The following is a 24,053-nucleotide window of genomic DNA, read 5'->3' as shown; positions in this document are numbered from 1 at the left end:
CTTTACGCGCCCTCGCTGACTAGCGCTTCGTCGGGTGTGTCTTCCCCGGCGGCATTGCCGGCGACGCCATTGGCTATCGCTTCGTCGGGTGTGTCTTCCCCAGCGACATTGCCGGTGACGCCATTGGCTATCGCTTCTTCGGGTGTGTCACCCTCGGCGACATTGCCGGTGACGCCATTGGCTATCGTCCCGCCGGGCACACCTTCCCCAATGGCACTTCTGGTGACGACATTCGCCATCAATCCACCGGGCACGACGCCCCCAATGGCACCACCAATGACGCCACCGGCTATCCCTTCGCCAGGCACGCCTCCTTCAATGGCATTGCCGGGGACCTCATCGGCTGCTACGCCGCCTGGTATGACTTGTCCTATGGTTCCGGCCATGGAGCCGCCGATTATTCCCCCCACATCTCCCCCGCCGGGCAATCCTCCGATAATCCCTCCAGCCAGGATGCCCCCCGGTAACAGACCGATTGATAGGAGTCCACCGGCCAGCAAGGCACCGGGGTAAAGCTTCTCAACCAAGACTGCCAGCGGGGTATTGGCGATATACAGCTTCAATGTGGTAGACAAATTGGCGGGCAAAGCCGCCAATTGGGTATTGCTGGCCTGGAGAATCTGCAGGCCAGAGGGCAATTGAGCCGGAAGCCTGCTCAACTGGGTATTGTTGACGTTCAGGGTTTTTAAGGATGACGGCATCTTCTCCGGCAGGCTGGTCACTGCCGAGCCGCTCAACCCGAGCACCTGCAATCCGTCCGGCAAAGCACCCGTCGGCAGGCTGGTTATCTGGGTACCCTCAAGGTGTAATTCCTGCAGGCCGGACGGCATTTGGTCCGGCAGGCCGTTCAGTTTGGTCCCCCCGACAAACAGCGCCTGCAAGCTCGTTGGCATGCTGGCCGGCAGGCTGTTGATTGGGACGTTATTCAGATGAAGCACCTTCAGGCCCGAGGGCAGATTGTCAGGAATCACCGCCAGTTTGGTTCCGCTAAGATGGAGATTATGCATTGTCGTCGGCAGGTTGTCCGGTAGGCTCTCTAGGGGCGTATTGTCTACGTCCAATTCTTCCAGATCCGGCGGCAGTTGTTCCGGCAGGGTGGTGAAAGCGTTACCGCTGGCTTTGAAAGTAAGCAGACTCGGCGGCAGGTTGTCCGGTAAGCTTGTAAGATGCAGACAATTCAAATTCAGGTAGGTGGCGCCTCGTTCCGTACAATCGCGCAGGTGTTTTACGGCGATGTCGCGCTGCTCCGATCCGCCGGCGGTCGCCTGCTTGGCCCAAGTATCCCACTCATCGAAAAGGATTTTATTTTGAGTATTGCCGTGGTCAAGTCCATTTACTGCGCCTGTAGGAAGGCTGGGGGTTGAGGTTGGGGAGATATCCATATATTTCCTCTTTTAAGTGCATCGAAAATTTGGCACTGAAGAACTCTCAGCTTTGTTGTTATTTAACGGCCTGTCCGCACATTTGGCCGGTAATATCCCCCCGCTCCACGTCCTGAACCGGCGCGGGAGATATTTTTGCCGGCGAGCTTTCCTGGCGAGCGTCGTGGCGTTAAACACACAAAGCTTAGATAGGGATTTATGGATGGGTTAAGTCATTATGGTGAAAGAGATAATGACTATTGCCGGCTTTTATAATCAGCTGATTCTCAAACATTCCGCCACCGGCATAATGGCTTTTAACGCAGGATCCGCCGAACTATACCGCCTGGCCCAAAGACGGTTTCAACGGTATATTTTCCGCTGTTCACGTCCCGGCTCACTGGCGATGGGGTGAGTATCCCCCCACCACCGGCCCTCAGGCCGAAAATCCGTCATCCGGCCAGAAGGAACGGGCCTTTTCCAGCAGCAGGCCACGCATGCGTTTCGCCTCATGGAACGGGGCGCCATGGCTTTTATGTCGTCCCACCGCGCCAGCATTGAAAAAAATGTTGAACCGGGCCTCGGTCTGGAGTTATACAGGGCTAGTAAAGCCGTGCTCACTATGCTGGCAAGAGGTATTTATGCCGATATCAGGGAACCGGGCCATAGCCTGTTGTCCATTCATCCGGGCTGGGTCGCTACCGCCATGGGTACCCTTGACGGCACAGTTGAAGCGGAAATTGACGTCAATACCAGCGTGAACGGCATGGCCGAAGTGATTGAACGCTATCGCGGTTCAGGGCGGCATCACTATCTGGATTATCTCGGTAACCGTCGGCCCTGGTAAAGGCGATGATGGGCATCGTCTGATGCCGCTGTCCGCCGACGGATTTGAATAAGGAAAAATGATGGATTTGAAGATCGCGGGTAAGGTGGCCCTGGTGAGCGGCGCCAGTACCGGTATCGGTTTGAGTATCTGTGAAGAGCTGGCGGACAACGGCGTGCATCTCGTCATGGTGGCCAGAAACGAACAGCGCCTGGTCTTAGCCGCGCAAACGCTGGAAAATAAATACGGCGTAAAAACCCTGGCCGTTGCCGGCGACGTGGCCCGGCCGGATTTTCCCCAAGCCGTCGTCAGCGAGGCGCTGCAACATTTCCCCGGCATCGATTTACTGGTCAACAACGCCGGGCGGGCGCATACCGGTACGTTGCTGACCACCTCGGAGGAGGATTGGCACAGTATGACGGAAGTGAAATTTTCGGCGATGCGGCGGTTTTGCCGCGAGGTTATCCCCGGGATGCAGCGGCGCCGGTGGGGGCGCATCGTGAATATTTCCTCTATCGGCGGCATTTTCCCCAATCCGCCGCTCACCGTGTCTCACGCACTGAGCGCGGCCATCAATAACCTGACGCGAAGCCTGGCGCTGGATGTCGCCGCCGACGGTATTCTGGTGAACGCCATCGGCGTGGGCGCGGTGGCCACCGAGAACTGGGCGCGAAATATGCTGCCCGGCGTCCGGGCGCGCAGACCGGAGCTGAAAGACAGTAGCGACGGGGAAATTATCGCGCAACTGGGTCGGGAGAAAACCCCGGTCGGTCATTTTGGCCAGCCGGAAGACATTGCCGCCATAACGGCCTTTTTGCTGTCGGCCCGTAATAATTTCGTCACCGGGCACACGGTGGAAGCGTCCGGCGGAGCGGACCGTTTTATGTGATTTATCCCCTGCGCCATGAGTCGCGGAACAACCGCTGCGCTTCCGGACAGCCGGCAATAATCGGCTGCCCGGCGGAAGTGATGGCGGTTGAAAACATTAGCGCCTGGCCGTCCTCGCGGGTTTTGCTAACGGCTCAGAACACCAGAGCCTGGCCGTCCTTGCGGGATTCGCTGGCGGCGATGTAATGTCCCTGGGGATGGCGCTGTATTATTTGTGAACCGCCGAACAGGTGGTTAAGCTGCACGTCTTCAATTTCTACCTGGTGGCCGAGAGCGCGCAACGCGGTGAGCAGGTTACGGCCCATGGTATGTTCCACCATCACCCGCCGACCGCCGATAATTCGCCAGCGCGGCGCGTCGATGGCGGCCTGGGGATTCTGTTTGTATTGCATAACCCTCAAGGCCACCTGCAGATGGCCTTGTGCCTGCATCGGGCCGCCCATCAGGCCGAAAGACATCAGCGGCTGGCCGTTACCGTCCAGGGCAAACGCCGGGATAATAGTATGCAATGGACGCTTGTTGGGCGCCACGCAATTGGGATGACCGGCCTTTAGTACAAAACCGGCCCCGCGGTTCTGCAGACTGATGCCGGTTCCCGGCACCACGATACCCGACCCGAACCCTTTGTAATTGGATTGGATATACGACACCATCATGCCTTTGCTGTCGGCGCTGGTGAGATACACCGTGCCGCCCTCGCGGGGGGTGCCGTAGCTGAAATCCCCCGCCTGACGGGGATCGATTAGCGCCGCCCGCTGTCTGAGATATTCATCGCTCAACAGCATATCGGCGGAAAACCGCATATGGTCGATATCGGCAATATGGTTATCCAGATCCGCCAGCGCCAGCTTCATGGCTTCAATGGAGAGGTGCAGCACCTCAATGGAATCGGGGGAATAGCGGCCGATATCCAGTTGCTCCAGGATACCCAGGGCGATCAGCGTGGCAATGCCCTGCCCGTTGGGGGGCAGTTCCTGTACCGAACCGCCGGCAAAGGCGCGGGACAACGGCTTGACCCAGTCGGGGCGATGATTTTTCAAATCATCCCGGCTCATGACCCCGCCGCACTGATTGGAAAACGTGATGATTTTTTCCGCCAGCTCACTGCGATAAAATGCCTCACCCTGGCTTTCCGCAATCAGAGCAAGTGAACGTGCCTGATCCGGATTTTTAAAGCATTCCCCGACACGGGGAGCGCGGCCGCCAGGGGCGAAGCATGCGCTGAAGCCCGGCTGGTCTTTCAGCAGGGCCAGGTTTTTATGCCACAGGAAACTCACCAGAGGAGAGACCGGAAATCCCTGCTGCGCATAATCGATCGCCGGCTCGGCCAGCGTGGTCAGCGGCAGAGAGCCAAACCGTTGCGCCAGCTCCACCCAGGCGGATACCACACCCGGTACGGTTATCGAATTTATGCCCCGGGCCGGCATCTCACTTCGGCCGGCGAAATGCCCTTCGGTCCAGGCCGCCGGGGAGCGTCCCGAGGCATTCAGCGCGTGCAGCTGTTTACCGTCCCATACCATGGCGAACGCATCGCTGCCGATACCGCAGCCGGTAGGCTCCACCACGGTTAATGCCATGGCGGTGGCAATGGCCGCATCCACGGCATTCCCCCCCTGTTGCAGCATTCTTATGCCGGCCTGGGCGGCCAGCGGCTGCGATGTGGCAACGGCATTACGTCCCATCATGGCCGGTCGGAATGAGGGATAGGCAATATTAAAATCAATATCATTCATCGTATTATCCTGGTTTATTCAGATCGGGGATCGAGAGCGTCGCGCAGTCCCTCACCCAGTAAATTAAAGCCCTGCACCGCGAGAAAAATAGCCAACCCCGGTACGATGGACATCCATGGTGCCTGTTCTAGAAAGCTTTTCGACGAATTGAGCATCGCCCCCCAGGACGGCTGCGGCGGTTGCTGCCCCAGTCCCAGGAACGACAGGCTGGCTTCGGTAATAATGGCATGGGCAATGGACAAGGCGGTCTGGACCAGTATGGGGGACAAGACATTAGGCAGAACGTAACGCACCAGGATCCAGCGATCCGGCAAGCCAATCGCCTTAGCACCCTCGATATACTCCTCATTGCGAATAGCCATAACCTGGGAGCGTGTCAGCCGGGCAAAGATGGGCATTGCCGCCACGCCGATGGCAATCATCACATTTCCCAGGCTGGGTCCGAGGAATGCGCCCAGCGCAATGGCAAGCACCAGAAAGGGGCATGACATCAGGGCGTCAATAACCCTTGAAATAAGGCTGTCATAAAATCCCTGCCAGTAACCGGCTATCAATCCCAGCGGCACGCCGAGGGCGATAGCCAGGACAATGGAGAGACAGCCGGCAAGCAGGGAGGATCTGGCCCCCCAGATCACCCGCGAGAGAATATCCCGTCCCAGCTCGTCGGTACCGAGCCAGTGGATAAGCGACGGCGCCTTGCGTATCACCGTGAAATCGGCTTTGATTGGATCAAAAGGGGCAATCAGCGGCGCCAGTAATGCCACCAGAACAAAACACAAGATGATTGCCGCTCCGGTCATCGCCCCTCTGTTGGCAAAAAATTTATTAAAAGCCCGTCCATGGCGCTTTTTCTTGCCCAGGTTAATGGCCCCGGCCGTCAGTTGGCTCACGTCAGGCCCTCCTCATACGCGGATTGATGGCGATATTGAGTACGTCGGCCATTAAATTGAGCAGGATGAACCCCACCGCCACCACGATGACCACGCCCTGCACCACCGCGTAATCCCGGTTAAATACCGCGTCGACAATGAGTTTGCCGAATCCCGGAATGGTAAAAACCTGTTCGGCCAGTACCGCGCCGCCCAGTATTTCCCCGAACAGCAGAGTACAAAGGGTGATGATGGGAACCAGCGCATTGCGTAAGGCATGTTTCAGTACGATACGCAGCGGCAGCAGTCCCTTGGCTTTCGCGGTACGGATATAATCCGCCCTCAGCACGCCGAGCATCGCTGCGCGGGTGTGGCGCATCAGAATCGCCCCCAGTCCGGATCCCAATACCAGCGAGGGCATCAGCAGGGTCCTGAGATTCTGCACAAGATCCACCGCCGGCGAGACATAGCCCGAGGCGGGCAGCCACCGGAGCTTGACCGCAAACAGCAGGATCATCAGCATACCCAGCCAGAAATGCGGAATGGAGATGCCGGTGAGCGACAGGACGTTCGCCACATGATCCAGCCAGCTCCCCTTGCGCACCGCGGCAAGAATGCCAGTGGAAATGCCGATAATCATCGCGATCAGCAGCGATAAAACCGATAACTCCAGCGTGACGGGCAATTTACTGGCAATCAGGCTCAATACCGGCTCCTGATTGCGCAGCGATGTTCCCAAATCTCCCCGGGCCGCACTGGCGAGCCAGCGGTAATATTGCACCGGGATCGGATCGTCCAGATGGTATTTCGCCCGCAGCGCCTGGATAACCTGGGGATCGCGCTCCTCGCCGGCCATGGCCAGCACCGGGTCGCCGGGCAGCAATTTTTGCAGGCAAAACGCCATCACGGTGACCAGTAATAGAGTGGGTATCGCCAGTACCAGACGTTTACAAATTATCTCTAACATAAGGCATCCTCGGCCGTTCGCCCGTGATTCGCTACATTCATTGACTGAGGGTCACATCCGCCAAACGCAACAAGGCATCGGGATACGGGACGAACCCCTTTACCTTATTGCTGATGGCAAATATGCGCGGTTCAAAATAGAGATAGGCCACCGGCATGTCGGTTTGCAGTTGCCGGACCACGTTGGTGTACAGCGCCTTGCGCTGATCCTGGTTATTGGTTTGGCGGGCCGCCAGCAGCCACTTGTCCACCTGATCGTTGCTATAACGGCCGTCATTCAAGGCGCCGTGGCTTGAAATAAACGAATAGACATCGCCGTCCGGATCCGGGCGACCGGACCATGAGGACAGGGCCAGCTGGAAGTCCCCAGAGGATAACCGGCTCAGCAGCGTGGCATGCTCAGTCATTTGCAGACTCACATCAAAACCCGCTTCTGCCTCCATGGATTGGATAACCTGGGCGACTTGCTGGGCGACGGGTTCGTTAGGCACCACCATGGTGACATGCAAAGGCGAGGTCACGCCCGCCGCGGCCAATAATGCCTTGGCCTTAGTCACATCGCGGGACGGAACCGGCAACGGGACATGATAGGGACTGGCATCGGTAAATGGCTGGTTTGCCGGCGTATATTGCCCGGCAAAAACCACCTGATTGAGGGCTTGCCGGTCGATGCCCAGAGAAAAAGCCTGCCTGACGCGCGGGTCGGTCGCCAGAGGACTGGCGGGTTTGTTTTGACCATTGGCGATATTGAACACCACGCTCATGTATCCCAGCGGCGTAGGTTTAGCCAGGGTCAGATGGCTGTCAGACGTCACCGTGCCCACATCGCTGGCAGAGACCCAGTCAATGAGATCCAGGTCGCCGGCGCGTAAATTGGCCAGTCGTACCGAAGCGTCGGGAACCGGCAGAAAAATTACCCGGTCAAAATGGTAACGCTTGCTGTTCCAGTACTGATCAAACTTTGTCAGTACAATGCGATCCTGCTGCACCCGGCTGTCGAATTGATAAGGTCCCGAACATACCGGGTGGGCGGCGACATTTCCCTTGGCCGTGGCGCCGGGGGCCAGCATGGCGCCGGCACGATCGGTTAACTGGGATAACAGCGCCGCGTCGGGATTCTTAAGATGCAAAACAACGGTATAGGGATCGATAACTTCCACCGAACTAACGGAGGAAATTTCACTTTTACGGGTTGAACCCGGCAAGGTAAGATCCCTTTCGATATTATATTTGACGGCGGCGGCATCGAATTTTTCGCCGTCATGGAACACCACGCCCTGACGCAAATGCAGAGTCAACGCTTTATTATCCGCGCTCCAGGACCATTGGGTCGCCAGGCCGGGGACGATATTCAGATGCTCATCTATATCCACCAACCGATCGCACAACGCATTAAAGACAAATCTGCCGGTATAGGAGCGCGAGGTCGCAGGGTCGAGCTGATCGGGATCACTGCTCAGACCTACCCGCAGCACGGTTTCCGCCTGGGCAATACCGCTCGCGCTGAGCATGATCAAACCGCTGAGACCGAGAAAAAACCGAGCACTTATTTTCATCGAGAATTTACCTTTAGGATTGGCTGCTGTTAATGGAAATCTGGCGTTCAAAAAGCCTATGGCGTCTTAAAAAAGCCTCTGATAACGGCGGGGCGACGATAGATCCCTCATGCTGCAACTCTCGCCAACGATGGCATGAGACCTGACGACCCTCCCCTACCGGCGTTAATACCGGCTCCCAGCTCCGGCAGACGTCGCGGGCATAAGGGCAGCGGGTGTGATATCGGCAGCCCTGCGGTACGGAGCCGGGGCCGGGCAACTCCCCCGCCTCTATCGGCAGGTCGCGCCGTCCTCCCGGGGTAAGCCTGGGCGCGGAACGGATAAGTGCCCGGGTATAAGGATGCAGCGGGCTGTCGAACAACGCACCGGTGGGCGCCGATTCAATGATTTGTCCCAGGTACATGACTGCGGTGCGATCGCTCATATGACGAACAACCGCCAATCCATGGGCGACGATAATCATGGTCAGTCCAAACTGCTGCTTAAGCTTTGCCAGCAGATTAATCACCTGGGCCTGCACCGAAACATCCAGCGCCGAAACCGGCTCGTCGCCCAAAAGCAGCTTGGGGCCGCAGGCCAGCGCGCGCGCGATTCCGATGCGTTGCCGCTGGCCGCCGGAAAATTCATGGGGATATCGATCGTCAAACACCGCGGGCAAACCCACTGTTTTTAATAATTCCCTGACCCGCTGCCGGCGTTCTTCCTGACCGACGTTTTCATGCAACCAAATCGGTTCACCGATAATCTCCCCCACCGTCATACGAGGATTGAGAGAAGAGAAGGGATCCTGGAATATAATTTGTAATTCGCGCCTAAGCTGGTTGAGCGGTTTTTTTTTCAAGGCACAAATATTGCGACCCTGATACCAGACCTCGCCCTCGCTGGCGGGGAGCAGCCCCAGCAGCAGACGACCCAGCGTGGATTTTCCCGATCCGGATTCACCCACTATCGCCAACGTTTCCCCCGGGTATACGCTCAGTGACACGCGATCCACCGCCAGCACGCCGGATGTGGTCCGCAACAGCGTTTTGGCGGCGTTAAAGCGTTTGGTTAACGACAAGGCCTCCAGCAAGGGAGGAGTTGAATTGCTCATTGCGCCGCCTCCGCCGATATGTTTTCTTCCAGAGGGGCTTTGAAACAAGCCACCTGATGTTCACGGACCAGATTTTCCAGCTGTGGCCGGTGATGACGGCAATGATGATCCGCAAAGGGGCAACGGGTGGCGAAACGGCAGCCGGCAGGCATCTCATGGGGCTGGGGGACCGTACCCGGAATGGTGGACAGGTTTCCCCCGTGGGCTGAGAGCGTGGGGATAGCGCCAATCAAACCGACGGTATAAGGGTGCTGGGGATTGTTGAAAATCTCCAGGACGGACCCCTGCTCGACAATCTGTCCGGCATACATCACCGCGACATGATGGGCAATTTCCGCCACGACCCCCAGATCATGGGTAATTAACAAGATAGCGCTACCGGTATCCTGCTGTAATTGGCGTAACAGTTGAAGAATTTGCGCCTGGATGGTCACATCCAGCGCGGTGGTGGGTTCATCGGCAATCAGCAGACGGGGGCCGTTGATCAGCGCCATGGCAATCATGACCCGCTGGCGCATTCCTCCCGAGAGCTGATGAGGATAATTATCCATACGCGCCGCCGGATCGGGGATCTGAACTTTTTTCAACATTTCCAATGCCAACGCTTTTGCCTGCGGGCCGGTGAGCGCCTGATGGCGCATGGCCGCTTCCATTAGCTGATTGCCGAGGGTAAATGACGGATTAAGGGACGTCATGGGTTCCTGGAATATCATGGCAACCTGCCGACCCCTGAAATCGGCAAATTCACGTTCGGACAGATGGGTCAGATCGGTGCCGTCCAATTGCAGGTTGCCGGTGATAACCTTGGCGTTCGGCGGTAATAACCCCATTAACGCCAAAGAGGTAATACTTTTACCGCAGCCCGACTCGCCTACCACCGCAAGGGTTTGCCCGCCCTTAATAGCCAGAGAAATATTATCCAGCACCGATATTGGCGCATGGTTAAACCGAACCTGGAGCTTGTCGACATTTAAGACCGTGGATTCAGGGCATGTTGAAACTGTCATGAGTGTTTCCTATTCGTTATTCAAAACCGGCCTGCTTTGTTCAGATAACGACGTTATTCGTTAATCGCCATGTTTTGAAATAGTATTTTCATACGACGATTTTGATATTCATCTCACGCCCTGTGCCCCGATTTTTTACTTCTGCGTGCCATCCTGACAGGAGAAATTTTTGAAATAACGCCATCAAATAACAGAAACAGGGATAAAAAATTTAAATGGGATGAACTCATTGATTACAAGTATTGGTTCAAATAGATGTCTTACACTTCCTACTTATTACAAGCATAAAACGTACCACTAAATATAGAAAATAATAAAAAATATTATTACATATAAAACAATATGTTATTGATAAGTTATTTGGAGGAATAATAACACGTTAATGTTTTATCCGGCACCTGCCCTCATTAAGTGCAAAGGGGAAAAGATATAGTGCAGTTGCTTTAACATCCATGTCATTAGTGATTGAAAAAATCCGATGATAATATATAAAAAATCACCACTCAGACTATGCCCATACTCTTATTCCTGCAATCTATAGCATGTATACATGGATATTGATCATATTGTTTTCTTATTTTATTTTCCTCCCAACTTCTTCTACTTCATCATTATCTATTTACTCGCACCGGGTGTTTCTTACCCGCGGTCAACGCCTGTTGTGCTTTATTTTTATATCTTCTCGCTAATACCGCGCACAACATTAATTGAACCTGATGGAATATCATCAAAGGCAATACCATCACGCCTACGCTTGCGGCCGGAAAAAGTATGTTCGCCATCGGTATTCCATTGGCCAGGCTCTTCTTTGAACCACAGAATAATAGGGTAATTTCATCTTGCCGGTTAAAACCCAACCGTCTGGCGCACCAGACATTGATGAACATGATGACTGACAGAAAACCCAGGCATGACACCAGAATCAACATCAGTGAGCCCGGACTGACGCGATGCCATATACCATGCGTTACCGCTTCGCTGAATGCTGAGTAGACCACCAGCAGTATCGAAGCCCGATCGGTTTTTCCGACAATGTTTTTATGACGTCCCAACCAACCGGCAATCCAGGGGCGCATCAGATGACCGGCAACAAATGGCGCCAACAGTTGCAGCATGATGCTGCCGAACTGACGGATATTGCCGCCGGCGCCGTGGACATGCATCACCAGACCCACCAGTAACGGAGAGATGAACACGCCGAGTAGGCTGGATGCCGAAGCGCTGCATACCGCCGCCGCGACATTTCCGCCAGCCAGGGACGTAAATGCAATGGATGACTGCACGGTGGCAGGCAAAATAGCGAGATAGAGAAAACCGTCATACATTTCCTGGCTCATAGGTACCGGCCGCCACCAGGTAAAGAGCAGGCCCAGCAGAGGAAACATGACAAAGGTGCTGCCCATGATCCATAAATGCAGCCGCCAGTGCGAACTGCCGGCAATGATGGCTTCACGGGAAAGTTTAGCGCCGTGCATGAAAAACAGCAGCGCGATGGCGGCGGTGGTCAGTACCTGAAAGAATTCCACCAAATCGCCGCGGGCGGGAAATATCGAGGCAAGCACGACGGTGCAGACCAGGGACAGCGTCATGGGATCCAAATAATCGGGAAGTTTCATCAAAATTCCTGGCGAAAAAAGTCATAGGCTATTGTGCTTAACTGGCTTTAAGAAATAAAATTGATTTATCTAATCATCTTATGAATTTTCCGCATGAATTATTCTCTACGCCAGCTTCGCGTTTTTGTCGCCATAGCCCGCCACGGCAGCTTCAGCCGCGCGGGCGAAACCATCGGACTCAGCCAGTCGGCGGTAAGCCATAGCATCAAGGAATTGGAAAAAGAGGTGGGGGTCACGTTACTCGATCGCACCACCCGAGAAGTGGTATTGACCGAAGCCGGGCAGCGTCTGGTCAGTCGCCTGGAGCGCGCATTGGATGAGTTGAATACCACCTTGCAAGACGCCCGGCATTACGGACAACAGCGCAGCGGTAAAGTCCATATCGCGGCAAGCCCGACCATCTCCGCCCATCTGATGCCACAGTGCCTGTCAGTCAGCGAGAAGCTGTATCCCGACATTAAGGTGCGATTACGTGACCGGCCTCAGCAGTGGGTGCTGGAGAGTATCCGCAATGCCGAAGTGGATTTCGGCATTGTCATCGACCCGATCCAAACCGCGGACTTGTACTGTCAGCCGGTGTTGCTGGAACCTTTTTTGCTCTTATGCCGCAGCGATCACCCGTTTGCCGGGCAGAAGCAGGTGGCCTGGCGATCCCTGAACGGCTGCCGTCTGGTCTTGCAGGATTACGCCTCCGGCAGCCGCGCCCTGCTGGATGAAGCGCTCAGACAACAGGGCATCACCGCCGAAATAGTGCAGGAGATAGGCCATCCCGCCACGCTGTTTCCCATGGTGGAAGCGGGTATCGGCATCAGTATCGTGCCTGCGCTGGCCCTGCCGCTGCCGGCGGGCAGTTCACTGGTGGTCCGGGCGCTGCAACCGGAAATTAATCGTTCGCTCATGTTAGCCCGGCGTAAAAACCGAACGCTATCACCGGCCGGTGAAGCTGTTTGGGAAGTTGTTCAGCAACAGGCAGCGTTGTTGGCGCAACAGCGCCAGCTGCATCCTTTTTACTAGGCGGGCGCCGCTTGTCCTTCTGCCTGCCACCAAGGGTCAAAACGATGCCCGGGACGCTCCAGATTCACGATGTCCCCCATGCGGGGGGTTTCAAGAACAAAAGATTTACCCTGGCTTGCGGCAACAATGCGGTTATAGGGCTCGTCCCAGGCATGGTGAGACAGGGTAAATCTTCCGGCATGGGCCGGCAGCACTCTTTTTGCCTTCACATCCAGGGCTGCCTGAACCGTTTCTTCGGGCATCATATGGATATATTTCCAATGTTGATCGTACTGTCCGTTTTCCATGATAGCCAGATCCACTGCCCCGAATCTGTCGCCAATCCGGGCAAAGTGCGGACCATAACCGCTATCCCCGCTGTAAAAAACCCGGCGATGGGGCGTCTCCAGCATGACGCTGGCCCAGAGCGTTTGATTCCTTTTCGGTCCGCGGCCGGAAAAGTGCCGCGCGGGCAGCATATGCAAGGTAAAATCCGGCTCGGGCGTCCACTGTTCGTTCCAGTCGAATTCATGGATAATTTCCGGCGCTATTCCCCAGTATTCCAGGTGGGCCCCCACGCCAAGAGGACAGATAACCACCTTGATTTTCCCCTGCAACGCGATCATCGTCGGATAATCCAGATGATCCCAGTGATCATGGGAAATAATCAGATAATCGATTTCCGGCATATCGCCGGCGGAAAAAACCCCGTCGGTGCTGAACGCCTTATTCAAAAAAGACACGGGCGCGGCATAGGGGCTGAAAACCGGATCGATAAGAATACGCTTGCCGGCAAGCTGCAGGTAATAAGATGAATGGCCGAACCATAGCGCCATATCAAGATTCGGGTCCAGTTTTATCAGATTGGTCTTAATCACCGGTAGGGCGTAGTCAGGTTTAACTCTTTCCGCGGCGCCAAACGTAAAATCCCATAATGACGAAAAATAGCTGCCCCCATCGGAAAACATCGTGGTGGGAAGCTGGTTGCGAAATTCGCCCCCGACATAGTTTGACGAAGCCACTATACGATCAAGACGGGGCCCTTTGGGGAGCCTGCCGAATGAAGCGGCAAAATGTGAAAGAGACATAGGTTACGGCACCATTCATCAAGGGAAAACACAACATTAAAGGGTGACTTTTTCGGCGGGACTGTTGCAGCGGGATTTTTCCCAGCGCTTAGGTTTACCCACTGTCCCGCCGGCGACATCGCAGTTTGGCTATCGGACGCATTTCGGGATGCCATTGCCGTGATGCTACAACAACGCGTATTTATGATTTGGGTTTATGGGCCCATGGGGATAGGGTCAGTAAACAAGGTTATCAGGTCAGCGATGACATGTGGATATATCAAAGGATTCCATTTCGTCCCTAACCCAAGAATAACCAGGTACATTGCACATGTCTACATGGCTTATCACAGGCTGTTCCACCGGCTTTTAGAGGATGCATAATCTCGTTCATTTGCATTATCTGCCTTTAAAATACTCGACTAACGCTTTGGGGCTGGGACAGTTATGATGTTGTGCCGCAATCTGTTTTAACCTGTCCCAAGGCATATTAATGGTATTTTCCGGATGCGGTTCATCAAACACATCATCTTCCAGCCAGGTTCTCATCGCTTGCGTATCGGCAATAAATTACCCGCCCTCCTTTGCATCAATAACTGGACGAACGAGTTCAAAATCATGGTCTTTCAAAAACTGCTTAAAAATGGCTGATTCAATAATGGTTCTTTCACTGTCGCCTTCAACGATAAATCCCACTTTTACCATGGCAAACCACCATCAAATAAATTTGTTAGCCAAGCGGTATCCAGGGGAATCTATTCCTCCTGAACCTTATTGCCGATGATGGCTTTAACATCCGACGGCAGGTGGCCTAACTTGCCGTAGTTAATCTTAACACCTTGTTGAGATCAAGAGTGATTCACATAGAGTCTGCAACGATTCATCCAGCTAAAAAACTATTACCCCCTCAAGCTATTATTCCACTATCTTATGCGGCTAACCGGCGTTAACGCCGCACGGATATCGGCCGGCAGAGCCGAAACAACATCACTGACAGGAATAAGTCTATATGGTTGAGCATGCAACAGAAAAACTATTAACTGAACAGAGTCCGAATAAGCTCCGGCGCAATCTCCATAACCGCCATATACAGCTGATTGCCATCGGCGGCGCCATTGGTACCGGCCTTTTTATGGGTTCCGCTAAAACCATCACACTGGCCGGCCCCTCAATCGTTTTCGTGTATCTGATCATCGGCTTTATGCTGTTTTTCGTGATGCGCGCCATGGGGGAGTTGCTGCTGTCCAATCTGGAGTATAAATCTTTCAGCGATTTCGCCGCGGATCTGCTCGGTCCCTGGGCGGGCTATTTCACCGGCTGGACTTACTGGTTTTGCTGGATAGTCACCGGCATTGCCGACGTGGTGGCCATCAGCGCCTACTTTCAGTTCTGGTTTCCCGATTTCTCTGTCTGGATGAGCGCAGTGCTGTGCGTTGGGGTGTTTTTTGCCCTGAATATCGCCACCGTCAGGCTGTTCGGCGAAATGGAATTCTGGTTTGCGATTATTAAAATCGTTGCGATTGTCGCCCTGATTGTCGCCGGCTTCGTTCTGGCGGCCCTTCATTATCCGTCACACACGGGCGGCACGGCGGCACTGTCGAATATCTGGCGTCATGGCGGTCTTTTTCCTAAAGGTCTCAGCGGTTTTTTTGCCGGTTTCCAAATCGCGGTCTTCGCCTTTGTCGGTATCGAACTGGTGGGAACCACCGCGGCGGAAACCCGCGATCCACACAAGGTATTGCCGCGCGCCATTAACGCCATCCCCCTGCGCGTCATCATGTTCTATGTGCTGGCGCTGATAGCCATAATGGCGGTAACGCCCTGGGACAGCATCGCGCCGGATCATAGCCCGTTTGTGTCCATGTTCATGTTGACGGGCCTGCCCGCCGCCGCCGGCGTGGTGAATTTTGTCGTGCTGACCTCCGCGGCCTCCTCCGCCAACAGCGGCATGTTTTCCACCAGCCGCATGCTGTATGGCCTGGCGGAACAGGGTTCGGCCCATCGCCGTTTTGCCCGCCTGTCGCGCCGCGCCGTGCCCACCAACGGGCTGGTGTTTTCCTGTCTGTGCCTGCTGCTTGGCGTCGCCTTGATTTACCTGATTCCCAACGTCATGACGGTCTTCACCCTGGTGACTACGGTGTCGGCGATTCTGTTTATGTTCATCTGGACCATTATTCTCTGCTCTTACCTCGCCTATCGTAAACAATACCCGGAGCGTCATCGGCAATCGCACTTTAAAATGCCGCTGGGTAAAGGGATGTGCTGGGTGTGCATGGGATTCTTTCTGTTTGTGCTGGTGCTGCTGACGTTACAGGCGGATACCCGGCAAGCGCTGTTGGTGACGCCGCTTTGGTTCATTATCCTCGCCGCCTGCTGGGGGCTGAGGGGCAAAAAAACGTCTTGACAGGCGGTCGGTGTCAGCGGCATTTTGTCTGGCGACAAGGGGGAGCCCCGGCTCATTTTTAACCGCCGTAACCGACTTCGCCGACGATGCGCGGCGGGAAACCATCCGTCATGGGATGCGGGCCTCATCAGGCCAAAGCAATAAGCTCGCGCACCTGAGCCGGGGTGAGTGCCGGCCCGGAAGCCGCCGCCGCGTTTTGCGCCATGTTATTGGGATTGCCTGTACCCGGTATCCCGCAGGTAATGGCCGGATTGGCCAGGATGAACTTCAGCGCCAGCTGCGCCCATGAAACGGCCCCAACCTCCCCGGCCCAGGCGGGCAGAGGCGTTGAACCGAGACGGCGCAGCAGCCCGCCGCCGCCGAAAGGGGTATTGCAAATAACGGCCACGCCTTTATCCCGCGCCAAAGGCAACAGCCGCTTTTCGGCGGTGCGGTCATCCAATGCATAATTGATCTGCAAAAAGTCCAGCGGTGTGGTATTGAGCACCGACTCAAGGGCATCGTAGGCCGAGGCGGAATAATGCGTGACGCCGATATAGCGGATACGGCCCGCCGCTTTCAGGTCTCGCAGCGTCGGCAGGTGCGTGCGCCAATCCAGCAGATTATGAATCTGCATCAGGTCGATAACGTCGGTTTGCAGCAAACGGAAGGAATCATTCATCTGGCGGATGCCGGCCTCGCGGCCTGAAGTCCAGACTTTGGTGGCGATAAATGCCCTGGGCCGGGGATGCCGCGCGCTTAATAGCTCCCCCACCGAGCGCTCCGCCAGGCCGTACATGGGGGAACTGTCGATAACCGTGCCGCCGGCGGCAAAAAGCGCGTCCAGTACGCCGGGCAACCGGGCATAATCGGCGCTGCCGGGACCGACATCAAAGCCGCGATAGGTGCCGAGGCCGATAACCGGCAGCGCTTCGCGAGAAGAGGGAATTATTCGGGTCGGCATGGTTTTCGCTCCTGGTGAAGGTTGTCCCGCGGCGTCCGCGGCAGCGCCACAGGAGGCAAGACCGCCTCCCAGGGCTGCCCATGCGGCAGCCAACCGCAACACCTGTCGGCGGGATAAGGTTATCAGCAAGCCGGACTGTTTCTTCATCGGTGTTCCCGCTGTGGACCAAACGTCTTAAACGATTATCGGGTTACCTTTACAATAACCGACAATAAACCCTCCGCCAAGGAGGACGCGAGATGTAATAGCTGACTCGAGTTAGCGGATACGTTACAATTTCCTTACGGTGACTTTTCGGGACAGCATTTTTAATGGTAAAAACGGTTGAGCAGATAGCCACAGCGTTACATCTCTCCATTACCACCATCCGCCTGGTACTGAACGGGAAAGCTGAGCAATATCGCATCAGCGCCAAAACGCAGGAACGGATCAATAACTATGTGGCCGAGTTTGGTTACAAGGTAAACCATACGGCCCGCAGCCTTAAGCTGAATAAAACCGATACCCTGGGGCTCATTGTGCCGCGCCTGTCCAACCTGTTTTTTTCCACCCTGGCGGAGAAATTGGAAATACGCTGCCGGGACGCCGGTTACCAGCTCATGATCGGTTGTACTTACAGCGACGTCCGTCATGAAAACAAGCTGGTTGAAGGGTTGCTGCAACGTAATGTGGACGGTCTGTTTGTCGTGCCTTCATCCCGCGAGTCACAAAACCATCATGCAAAACTGGTGGAAAGGCGTCCGCTGGTGCTGCTGGACCGCGACTTTGGCGAGACGGGCGTTTCATTGGTGGTCAGCGACAATTGTCAGGGCGCCGTGCAGCTCACCCGCGTCATGAAGGCAGCCAACGGATCGGCGCCGCTTTATTTTCTGGCGGGGGATGCCGAACAACCGGCGATTAAAATGCGTTTGCAGGGTTACAGGCAGATCATGGGGGAAAACTCCCGCCAATGGATCCTGGAGGCCGGCCATAATCGCCAGGAAGACGGGGTGCTGATGATGAGCCGGTTCTTTGCGCAGCATCATCGGGCGCCGCAGGGATTTATCGCCTCTTCGTTGCCGATACTGGAGGGTGCGCTGAGCGTTTTGCGTGAACAATATGGCTATATCCCGGCCGAAATCAATATCGGCACCTTTGACGAACATGCCATGCTGGGATTTTTATCAAACAACGTTTGGTCAATGCGGCAAAATGAAAACGCCTGGGTGGAACAGGCCTTTAATGCCATGCAAAACGCATTGACCCATGGCGTGGCCGGCGTTGAGAAAGTCATGATCCCCATGACGATGATCCACCGCCAAAGAGCGGTTGTGCAGTAGTCCTCGCGGCGCAATAAGCGTCATGCCCTGTCGCCTGTTGCCGACTGGACGGCTAATGACTTACTGCAGGCAAACGGCTTTATTCGATAACAGGAAAACGGGGTATTGATGAGATTCTTCGTGGAAAAGGGCTATTATTTTTAGCCGGGCTGTACGCCGCTGGATTCCGCCGCAAACTCGCCAAATAACGGATCCCATTCCGAAATGCTCAAACTCACGATTAATCTTGCCAGGGAAAAGGGGTCTTTCTCAATCAACAATTCAACTTCCTTGCGGGACGCGGCCTTGAAAATCAGAAAACCACTGCGTAATGGCGAATTTTTCACCGGACCCGAAGCCCGCAAAACGCCCTGTTGAACCAGTTTTTGCAGATAGTCGATATGTTCGTGCAGATGTTTTTTCCAGCCATCACCGTCGGGGTGTGTCATGGTGACGATAAAAAAAGCCATTTCGCTCTGCTCCTGTTCTTTGTATGGATTACCATAGCGATCGCCTTCGCTTCGCCCGCCGAGCCAGATTCGTCGCTGATCATAACATAAGATGAAATACGGCCAATCAATAGTATTGGCCGTATTTCACGTTAAATGTACCTTACTTGACAGACGTCGGGTTGCAGCAAGATAGCTGGCTTGTGACAAATCTGTCTGGAACAGATTTGAACGCTGCTTGCAGCGGCCCGAAGGGACGAGGCTCATGGATGAGCCGGGTTACAAAGCAACCCGGCCGCAACGGGAAAAATAAAGGGTATAAACGCCCTCTTTAAAACTCGGCGTTGATATCCACCACCGACACCAGTTTATGGTTTACAAACTCTTTGATGCCGAGCCCGATAAGCTCGCGTCCATAGCCGGAGCGCCGGACGCCGCCGAACGGCAGATCCGCTTTCACCCGGGTGGGATGGTTGATATACACCATGCCGGTGGAGAATTTCCGCGCCAATTCCGCGCCGTGCTTGGCATCGGCGGTGAATATCGAGCCGCCCAGGCCGAAGGGGGAATCATTGGCAATGCGTAAGGCATCGTCCTCGTCCTTGGCACGAAATATCATGGAGACCGGGCCGAAATATTCCATGGAATAGGCCGGGTTATCCTCCGCGACATTCGTCAGGATAGTGGGTTGAACAAACGCGCCCTGCGCCGGCACCTTAGGACCGACTTCCGTCGCGGTGGCGCCGTGTTCCACCGCCAGCCGGATTTTTTCTTTTACCTCTTCCGCGGCTTCCTGGGAAGACAGCGGCGCCAGGGTGGTGGTGTCCAGCAGAGGATCGCCGGCGCGCAGCGCCGCGACGCCCTCGGTATAGCGGGCCATGAAATCGTCATAAACATCGTCAACCACGATCATGCGTTTGGAAGAGACGCACACCTGGCCGCCGTTCCAATGCCGTCCGAACACCGCCCATTTCACCGTGGGTTCCATATCCGCGTCAGCCAGGACAATAAAGGCATCCGCCCCGCCCAGTTCAAGCGTGGACTTTTTCAGCGCCTTCGCGGCCTGTTGGGCCACCAGGGCACCGGCGCCTTCCGAACCCGTCAGCGCCACGCCCTGAACATGGGGGTGGTTGAGGATAAGCTCAATTTGCGAGCGGGTGGCGTACAGATTGGTGAACGCGCCATCCGGCAATCCCGCTTCATGCATAAGCTGCTCAAAAATAGCCGCCGCCTGGGGAACGTTGGAGGCGTGCTTCAGCAGCAGGGTATTCCCGGCCGAAAGCTGCGGCGCAATGATGCGGGCAATCTGATAATACGGGAAATTCCAGGGTTCGATGGCCAGCAGCACGCCCAGAGGCTCATGAAAAACCACCGACTCCCCTTCTTCGGGTTTCGCCACGGTGAGTTTTTCAGGTGCCAACAGGGTTTCGGCATTTTTGGCGTAAAATTCAAAAATCTGTGCCGACAGTTCAACTTCAGCTTTTGCCTCGGATAAGATTTTCCCCATTTCAAGGGTCAAAATCTTGGCGTAACGTTCGCTGTTGTCGCGCAGAATATCCGCGGCGCGCTGCATGATTTTACCGCGCGTCGAAAAAGTCTGGTCTCTCCAGTTCAGAAAAGCCCCGTGCGCATGCTCTATGGCAGTAATCACTTCTTCGTCGGTTGCGTCGGGAAAGGTTTTTATCACTTTGCCGGTAAACGGATTCTTGGTTGCATAAGCCATTATTGTATTCCTTCACATTTTATTTACATCATAGAAGCATTTAATAATACGCTTCGTAACTTTATAATACAGTACCGCTAATATTTCGATACAAAATACCATGAAATTGAACTTATCTATTGAAAGTCACTAACATAATGCTTGAGAAGCGGTACAAAAAACTGGCGAAGAGAGGCGGGAAGATGGCCGATGGCGAGTCCCCCTGAACGGCCTGGTAAGACCGTCCGGGGGAGCCCTTGTTACGCGAAGCCATGCTGCCGTTTACTGGCCTGTTCCTGGACATTGAACTGATTAAAACGCGGCAGGAATTTATCCCAGTCGATAAGATGCCCGTCGATTTCCGGGCCGTCGATACAGGCGTGTTTACGCACCATCTTGCCGTCGATATTCACCGGCACCATGCAGGCGCCGCACATGCCGGTGGCATCCACCATAATCGAGTTCAGGCTGGCAACGGTTTTCACGCCGTAAGGACGCGTCAAATCGCAAACCGCGCGCATCATCAGCGGCGGACCGATGGTCACGACTTCGGTTATTTGCCGCCCTTCCCCTCTCAGGTTGCTTTTAAGCAGGTCTTCCAGCGGGACAGTGACAAAGCCTTTGACGCCAAAACTGCCGTCGTTACTGGTATAAATGACATCCAGCAATCCCGGATAACTCAACTGCAGTTTGCCGATGCGTTCGTCGTCCCCGATCCAGAACAGCAGCCCGGCGTTGCGGAAACCCGCGATGAGAGTGACATGGTTGCCGGCGCGTAAATGCTCCCGCATGATGGGATATACCGGCGGCAGGCCGACGCCTCCGGCGGTAAAGACCACGGTATTGTTGCCGGCGGTCTGGTCCCCAGGCTTGCAGGCATTCTGACCTGTGGGCTTATCCGCATAGCTGCCCGAAGCGTTGCCCGCATCCTTATTCGCTAAGGTGTCCGTATCGTTGCCCGCACCCATATCCCCGGATGTGTCCGAATAGCTGTGCACGACGCTGGGCCTGCCCAGTGGACCGGCAATGCCGGCAAACACATCCCCCACCCGCATCCGGTTGATGGACAGACTGCTGCTTCCCATCCCCTGTACCACCAGGCAGAGAGTGCCCTGCTCCGGGTCCCAATCGGCCAGGGTCAGGGGAATCAATTCGCCGCTGGCCCACGGCAGCACACGAACAAACTGTCCGGCGCGGGCGGCTTTGGCAATCAGAGGCGCATGGACGATAAATTCGACGATGCCGTCCGCCAGCTCTCTCTTCGCCAAAATGGTTTTCGGGGCGGCGGCAAGCAATGAGTAGCCCCGGGCCAAACTTACCCTGGTCCGGATTTCCTCGGGGGACAGCGTCATATCGCCGACGATTTCACGGGCCGCCGCCTGGCCGTCACCGGCGGCGTTAATGGCGGTGGAGCCGCCGCGTGATGCATCTCCCCCTGAATACACGCCGTTGATGGAGGTTTGCTGCGAACCCTGCCCCACCTCGACGGTGCCCCATCGGGTGGTATGCAGATCCGGCTCGGCGTCTTTAATAATAGGATTGGGAGAGTTGCCGAGGGCCATAATCACCAAATCCACCGCCATCGGCTCTTTTTCGCCGGTAGCCGCCGGGCTGCGTCGACCGGAGGCGTCGGCTTCCCCCAGCGTCATGACATCAAGCATGGCCTGCCGGACAAAATGGGTGTTATCGTCGCCGATAAACTCGCAGGGGGCGCGCAGGACTTTGAGCACAATGCCCTCCTCCCGCGCATGTTGCAGCTCTTCCACCCGCGCCGGCATTTCGCTCTGGGTGCGGCGATAGACGATAGTGACCTCGCCCCCCAGGCGCAGGGCGGTACGGGCCGCATCCATCGCGGTATTGCCGCCGCCTATAACCATCACCCGTTTGCCGCTGACTTCCGGCAGCGGCGTTTCATACTCCTCCTGAGCGCCTTGCATCAGATTGACGCGGGTCAGAAACTCGTTGGCGGACATCACGTTAAGCAGATGTTCTCCGGGTACGTTCATAAAGCGCGGCAGCCCGGCACCGGTACCGACGAAAATCTTCCAGAATCCGGCGCTCTTCAGGTCATCAAGGGTGGCGGTCTTGCCCGCCACGAAATTGGTCACGAACTTTCCCCCCAGCAGGGTTATCTTGTCCACCACATCATTAATCAGGTCATTGGGCAGCCGGAACTCCGGGATACCGTAACGCAACACACCGCCCAAGGCGTGGAAGGCTTCGAATACCGTCACCGGAAATCCCTCCGCCGCCAGCAGGTAGGCGTTGATAAGTCCTGCGGGTCCGGAACCCACCACGGCGATGGGGGGTTTTACCGCCAGAGCCCAGGGATCGGGGCGCAGGGGGACATCCTCGCCGCCGCCGTCGGCAAACATCTTATGCCGCTGGGGCAGATACCATTCAAGCTGGCCGATTTCAATCGGTCGTTTTTGGTGGGTGCAGACGCCCTGGCACTGCAACTCCTGCGGGCACACCCGCCCGGTGACGTTGGGCAACGGATTGCAGCTTTCTATGAGTTCCATCGCTTCGCGAAAGCGGCCGGTGCCCAGCAGGCTGAGCATCTGCGGAATGTGAATTTTCACCGGGCATCCGCCCTTGGGCGCTGATTTGCCGGGGACGGTCAGGCCGATTTCACAGGGCTTTTCTTCGCACTGCTTGTCACGCAGGGCTTCCAGCCAGACCAGCAATTCCACCTCACGGGCGCTGTAACCCACATTCATATAACCGAGATAACCCTGGTTTACCAGTTCGAAATCCCGCGCGCGCAGCGCCGGGTCACGTATATAGGGCGGAATGGCGTTCTCCGCCGGCCAGTTATCCGACAATCCCAGGAATACCGGATAACGCCCGGACAGATGCCGGTCGAGGGCTCGAATGAATTTACGCTTGAGTTTTAATGGAACCTCCCAGATAAAACGCATCAGCAGTTTGCCGGCATCATTGTCCGAAAGCAGTAGCTCCCACAGGGTAAAGGTGAATTCGGCGCCCAGCTCCTCCTGGCGGAATTCCAAGGCCACGGCCTGGGTGCCGTCGGCGATGAACATATCGTGAAAGGCCCGCGGCTGGTTTTGCAGCCGGCGGCCCAACAGCGCCATCTGCCGGTGATAGGTATCCACCGGCTCCGTTTGCTCTAGGGCCGACAACTGCGCTCGGGTATTTTCAAGGACCGTGCCGGCCCCGAGATAACGGCGCAAAGCGTCCTGTGGGAAAGCGTTCTCTAAGCAAGCATTCTGTGAAGACGCATACGGTGAGAAAGCGTTCTCTGAGCAAGCATTCTGTGAA

The 24,053-nt window shown here is 55.6% G+C and carries 19 protein-coding genes; 5 read left to right on the top strand and 14 right to left on the bottom strand.

Translation table 11 applies throughout. The features are described 5' to 3' along the window. Positions 1 to 2: 2 nt before the first annotated feature. Positions 3 to 1,382 (bottom strand): hypothetical protein, encoded by a 1,380-nt coding sequence (locus HB631_RS19805; protein WP_213992904.1) that lies wholly within the window; start codon positions 1,380 to 1,382, stop codon positions 3 to 5. Positions 1,383 to 1,887: 505 nt separating this feature from the next. Between HB631_RS19805 and HB631_RS19800 the strand changes: the two genes are divergently transcribed. After that, positions 1,888 to 2,208: a hypothetical protein gene (locus HB631_RS19800; RefSeq protein ID WP_213992903.1), complete on the top strand. Its 321-nt coding sequence runs from the start codon at positions 1,888 to 1,890 to the stop codon at positions 2,206 to 2,208. Positions 2,209 to 2,266: 58 nt separating this feature from the next. Continuing rightward, positions 2,267 to 3,076: an SDR family NAD(P)-dependent oxidoreductase gene (locus tag HB631_RS19795; RefSeq protein WP_255557139.1), complete on the top strand. Its 810-nt coding sequence runs from the start codon at positions 2,267 to 2,269 to the stop codon at positions 3,074 to 3,076. 133 nt (positions 3,077 to 3,209) lie between these two features. Here HB631_RS19795 and HB631_RS19790 read toward each other — a convergent pair whose 3' ends face one another. The 7 genes from HB631_RS19790 to HB631_RS19760 form a co-directional block, all read right to left on the bottom strand. Next, on the bottom strand, positions 3,210 to 4,808 hold the full coding sequence (locus tag HB631_RS19790; protein ID WP_213992902.1) for a gamma-glutamyltransferase family protein: 1,599 nt from the start codon (positions 4,806 to 4,808) through the stop codon (positions 3,210 to 3,212). Between the two features lie 14 nt (positions 4,809 to 4,822). Beyond that, on the bottom strand, positions 4,823 to 5,689 hold the full coding sequence (locus HB631_RS19785) for an ABC transporter permease (RefSeq protein WP_255557152.1): 867 nt from the start codon (positions 5,687 to 5,689) through the stop codon (positions 4,823 to 4,825). 10 nt (positions 5,690 to 5,699) lie between these two features. After that, positions 5,700 to 6,644, bottom strand: coding sequence for an ABC transporter permease (locus HB631_RS19780; protein ID WP_213992900.1), 945 nt, complete (start codon positions 6,642 to 6,644; stop codon positions 5,700 to 5,702). Positions 6,645 to 6,681: 37 nt separating this feature from the next. After that, on the bottom strand, positions 6,682 to 8,199 hold the full coding sequence (locus HB631_RS19775; RefSeq protein ID WP_213992899.1) for an ABC transporter substrate-binding protein: 1,518 nt from the start codon (positions 8,197 to 8,199) through the stop codon (positions 6,682 to 6,684). 13 nt (positions 8,200 to 8,212) lie between these two features. Further along, positions 8,213 to 9,292 carry an oligopeptide/dipeptide ABC transporter ATP-binding protein gene (locus HB631_RS19770; RefSeq protein ID WP_213992898.1) on the bottom strand — a complete coding sequence of 360 codons (1,080 nt, stop codon included), beginning with the start codon at positions 9,290 to 9,292 and terminating at the stop codon, positions 8,213 to 8,215. Further along, positions 9,289 to 10,299, bottom strand: a complete 1,011-nt coding sequence (locus HB631_RS19765; protein WP_213992897.1) for an ABC transporter ATP-binding protein — start codon at positions 10,297 to 10,299, stop codon at positions 9,289 to 9,291. Before HB631_RS19765 ends, HB631_RS19770 begins: the two co-directional genes overlap by 4 nt. 611 nt (positions 10,300 to 10,910) lie before the next feature. Then, the gene (locus HB631_RS19760; protein WP_213992896.1) at positions 10,911 to 11,915 is read right to left on the bottom strand and encodes a bile acid:sodium symporter family protein; all 1,005 of its coding nucleotides are present in this window, start codon (positions 11,913 to 11,915) and stop codon (positions 10,911 to 10,913) included. A 93-nt stretch (positions 11,916 to 12,008) separates the two neighbouring features. Here HB631_RS19760 and HB631_RS19755 point away from each other — a divergent pair, with 93 nt between their 5' ends. After that, positions 12,009 to 12,929: a LysR family transcriptional regulator gene (locus tag HB631_RS19755; protein ID WP_213992895.1), complete on the top strand. Its 921-nt coding sequence runs from the start codon at positions 12,009 to 12,011 to the stop codon at positions 12,927 to 12,929. On the opposite strand, the gene HB631_RS19750 is transcribed toward HB631_RS19755, so the two are convergent. Next, a complete protein-coding gene (locus tag HB631_RS19750) occupies positions 12,926 to 13,996 on the bottom strand; it encodes an MBL fold metallo-hydrolase (RefSeq protein WP_213992894.1) in 1,071 nt (356 codons plus the stop codon). The two genes, HB631_RS19755 and HB631_RS19750, sit on opposite strands and share 4 nt — an antisense overlap. 549 nt (positions 13,997 to 14,545) lie before the next feature. Further along, positions 14,546 to 14,680, bottom strand: coding sequence for a hypothetical protein (locus tag HB631_RS27115; RefSeq protein ID WP_255557138.1), 135 nt, complete (start codon positions 14,678 to 14,680; stop codon positions 14,546 to 14,548). Between the two features lie 304 nt (positions 14,681 to 14,984). Here HB631_RS27115 and cycA point away from each other — a divergent pair, with 304 nt between their 5' ends. Then, positions 14,985 to 16,379: a D-serine/D-alanine/glycine transporter gene (gene cycA, locus HB631_RS19740; RefSeq protein WP_213992893.1), complete on the top strand. Its 1,395-nt coding sequence runs from the start codon at positions 14,985 to 14,987 to the stop codon at positions 16,377 to 16,379. A 127-nt stretch (positions 16,380 to 16,506) separates the two neighbouring features. Here cycA and HB631_RS19735 read toward each other — a convergent pair whose 3' ends face one another. Beyond that, positions 16,507 to 17,469: an aldo/keto reductase gene (locus HB631_RS19735; protein ID WP_255557137.1), complete on the bottom strand. Its 963-nt coding sequence runs from the start codon at positions 17,467 to 17,469 to the stop codon at positions 16,507 to 16,509. Positions 17,470 to 17,633: 164 nt separating this feature from the next. Between HB631_RS19735 and HB631_RS19730 the strand changes: the two genes are divergently transcribed. Next, a complete protein-coding gene (locus HB631_RS19730) occupies positions 17,634 to 18,641 on the top strand; it encodes a LacI family DNA-binding transcriptional regulator (protein WP_213992892.1) in 1,008 nt (335 codons plus the stop codon). Between the two features lie 140 nt (positions 18,642 to 18,781). On the opposite strand, the gene HB631_RS19725 is transcribed toward HB631_RS19730, so the two are convergent. The 3 genes from HB631_RS19725 to HB631_RS19715 all read right to left on the bottom strand — a co-directional run bounded on the left by HB631_RS19725 (position 18,782) and on the right by HB631_RS19715 (position 23,965). Beyond that, positions 18,782 to 19,090: a YciI family protein gene (locus tag HB631_RS19725; RefSeq protein WP_213992891.1), complete on the bottom strand. Its 309-nt coding sequence runs from the start codon at positions 19,088 to 19,090 to the stop codon at positions 18,782 to 18,784. A gap of 310 nt (positions 19,091 to 19,400) precedes the next feature. After that, positions 19,401 to 20,792, bottom strand: a complete 1,392-nt coding sequence (locus tag HB631_RS19720) for an NAD-dependent succinate-semialdehyde dehydrogenase (protein ID WP_213992890.1) — start codon at positions 20,790 to 20,792, stop codon at positions 19,401 to 19,403. A gap of 239 nt (positions 20,793 to 21,031) precedes the next feature. Continuing rightward, a complete protein-coding gene (locus HB631_RS19715) occupies positions 21,032 to 23,965 on the bottom strand; it encodes a sulfide/dihydroorotate dehydrogenase-like FAD/NAD-binding protein (protein ID WP_213992889.1) in 2,934 nt (977 codons plus the stop codon). Positions 23,966 to 24,053 lie beyond the last annotated feature (88 nt).

Origin of the sequence: Sodalis sp. dw_96 (assembly GCF_018449575.1) — a bacterium.
Lineage (GTDB): Bacteria > Pseudomonadota > Gammaproteobacteria > Enterobacterales > Enterobacteriaceae > Acerihabitans.
The sequence above is the reverse complement of the archived record's forward strand: the minus strand, read 5'-3'. Positions and strand labels throughout refer to the sequence as shown.

Bases quoted from the DNA above. Each gene is read 5' to 3' on its own strand.
- cycA (WP_213992893.1), top strand. From the start codon at position 14,985: ATGGTTGAGCATGCAACAGAAAAACTATTAACTGAACAGAGTCCGAAT.
- HB631_RS19725 (WP_213992891.1), bottom strand. From the start codon at position 19,090: ATGGCTTTTTTTATCGTCACCATGACACACCCCGACGGTGATGGCTGG.
- HB631_RS19755 (WP_213992895.1), top strand. From the start codon at position 12,009: ATGAATTATTCTCTACGCCAGCTTCGCGTTTTTGTCGCCATAGCCCGC.
- HB631_RS19790 (WP_213992902.1), bottom strand. From the start codon at position 4,808: ATGAATGATATTGATTTTAATATTGCCTATCCCTCATTCCGACCGGCC.
- HB631_RS19770 (WP_213992898.1), bottom strand. From the start codon at position 9,292: ATGAGCAATTCAACTCCTCCCTTGCTGGAGGCCTTGTCGTTAACCAAA.
- HB631_RS19775 (WP_213992899.1), bottom strand. From the start codon at position 8,199: ATGAAAATAAGTGCTCGGTTTTTTCTCGGTCTCAGCGGTTTGATCATG.
- HB631_RS19800 (WP_213992903.1), top strand. From the start codon at position 1,888: ATGGCTTTTATGTCGTCCCACCGCGCCAGCATTGAAAAAAATGTTGAA.
- HB631_RS19780 (WP_213992900.1), bottom strand. From the start codon at position 6,644: ATGTTAGAGATAATTTGTAAACGTCTGGTACTGGCGATACCCACTCTA.
- HB631_RS27115 (WP_255557138.1), bottom strand. From the start codon at position 14,680: ATGGTAAAAGTGGGATTTATCGTTGAAGGCGACAGTGAAAGAACCATT.
- HB631_RS19795 (WP_255557139.1), top strand. From the start codon at position 2,267: ATGATGGATTTGAAGATCGCGGGTAAGGTGGCCCTGGTGAGCGGCGCC.
- HB631_RS19805 (WP_213992904.1), bottom strand. From the start codon at position 1,382: ATGGATATCTCCCCAACCTCAACCCCCAGCCTTCCTACAGGCGCAGTA.
- HB631_RS19765 (WP_213992897.1), bottom strand. From the start codon at position 10,299: ATGACAGTTTCAACATGCCCTGAATCCACGGTCTTAAATGTCGACAAG.
- HB631_RS19730 (WP_213992892.1), top strand. From the start codon at position 17,634: ATGGTAAAAACGGTTGAGCAGATAGCCACAGCGTTACATCTCTCCATT.
- HB631_RS19750 (WP_213992894.1), bottom strand. From the start codon at position 13,996: ATGTCTCTTTCACATTTTGCCGCTTCATTCGGCAGGCTCCCCAAAGGG.
- HB631_RS19735 (WP_255557137.1), bottom strand. From the start codon at position 17,469: ATGAAGAAACAGTCCGGCTTGCTGATAACCTTATCCCGCCGACAGGTG.
- HB631_RS19760 (WP_213992896.1), bottom strand. From the start codon at position 11,915: ATGAAACTTCCCGATTATTTGGATCCCATGACGCTGTCCCTGGTCTGC.
- HB631_RS19720 (WP_213992890.1), bottom strand. From the start codon at position 20,792: ATGGCTTATGCAACCAAGAATCCGTTTACCGGCAAAGTGATAAAAACC.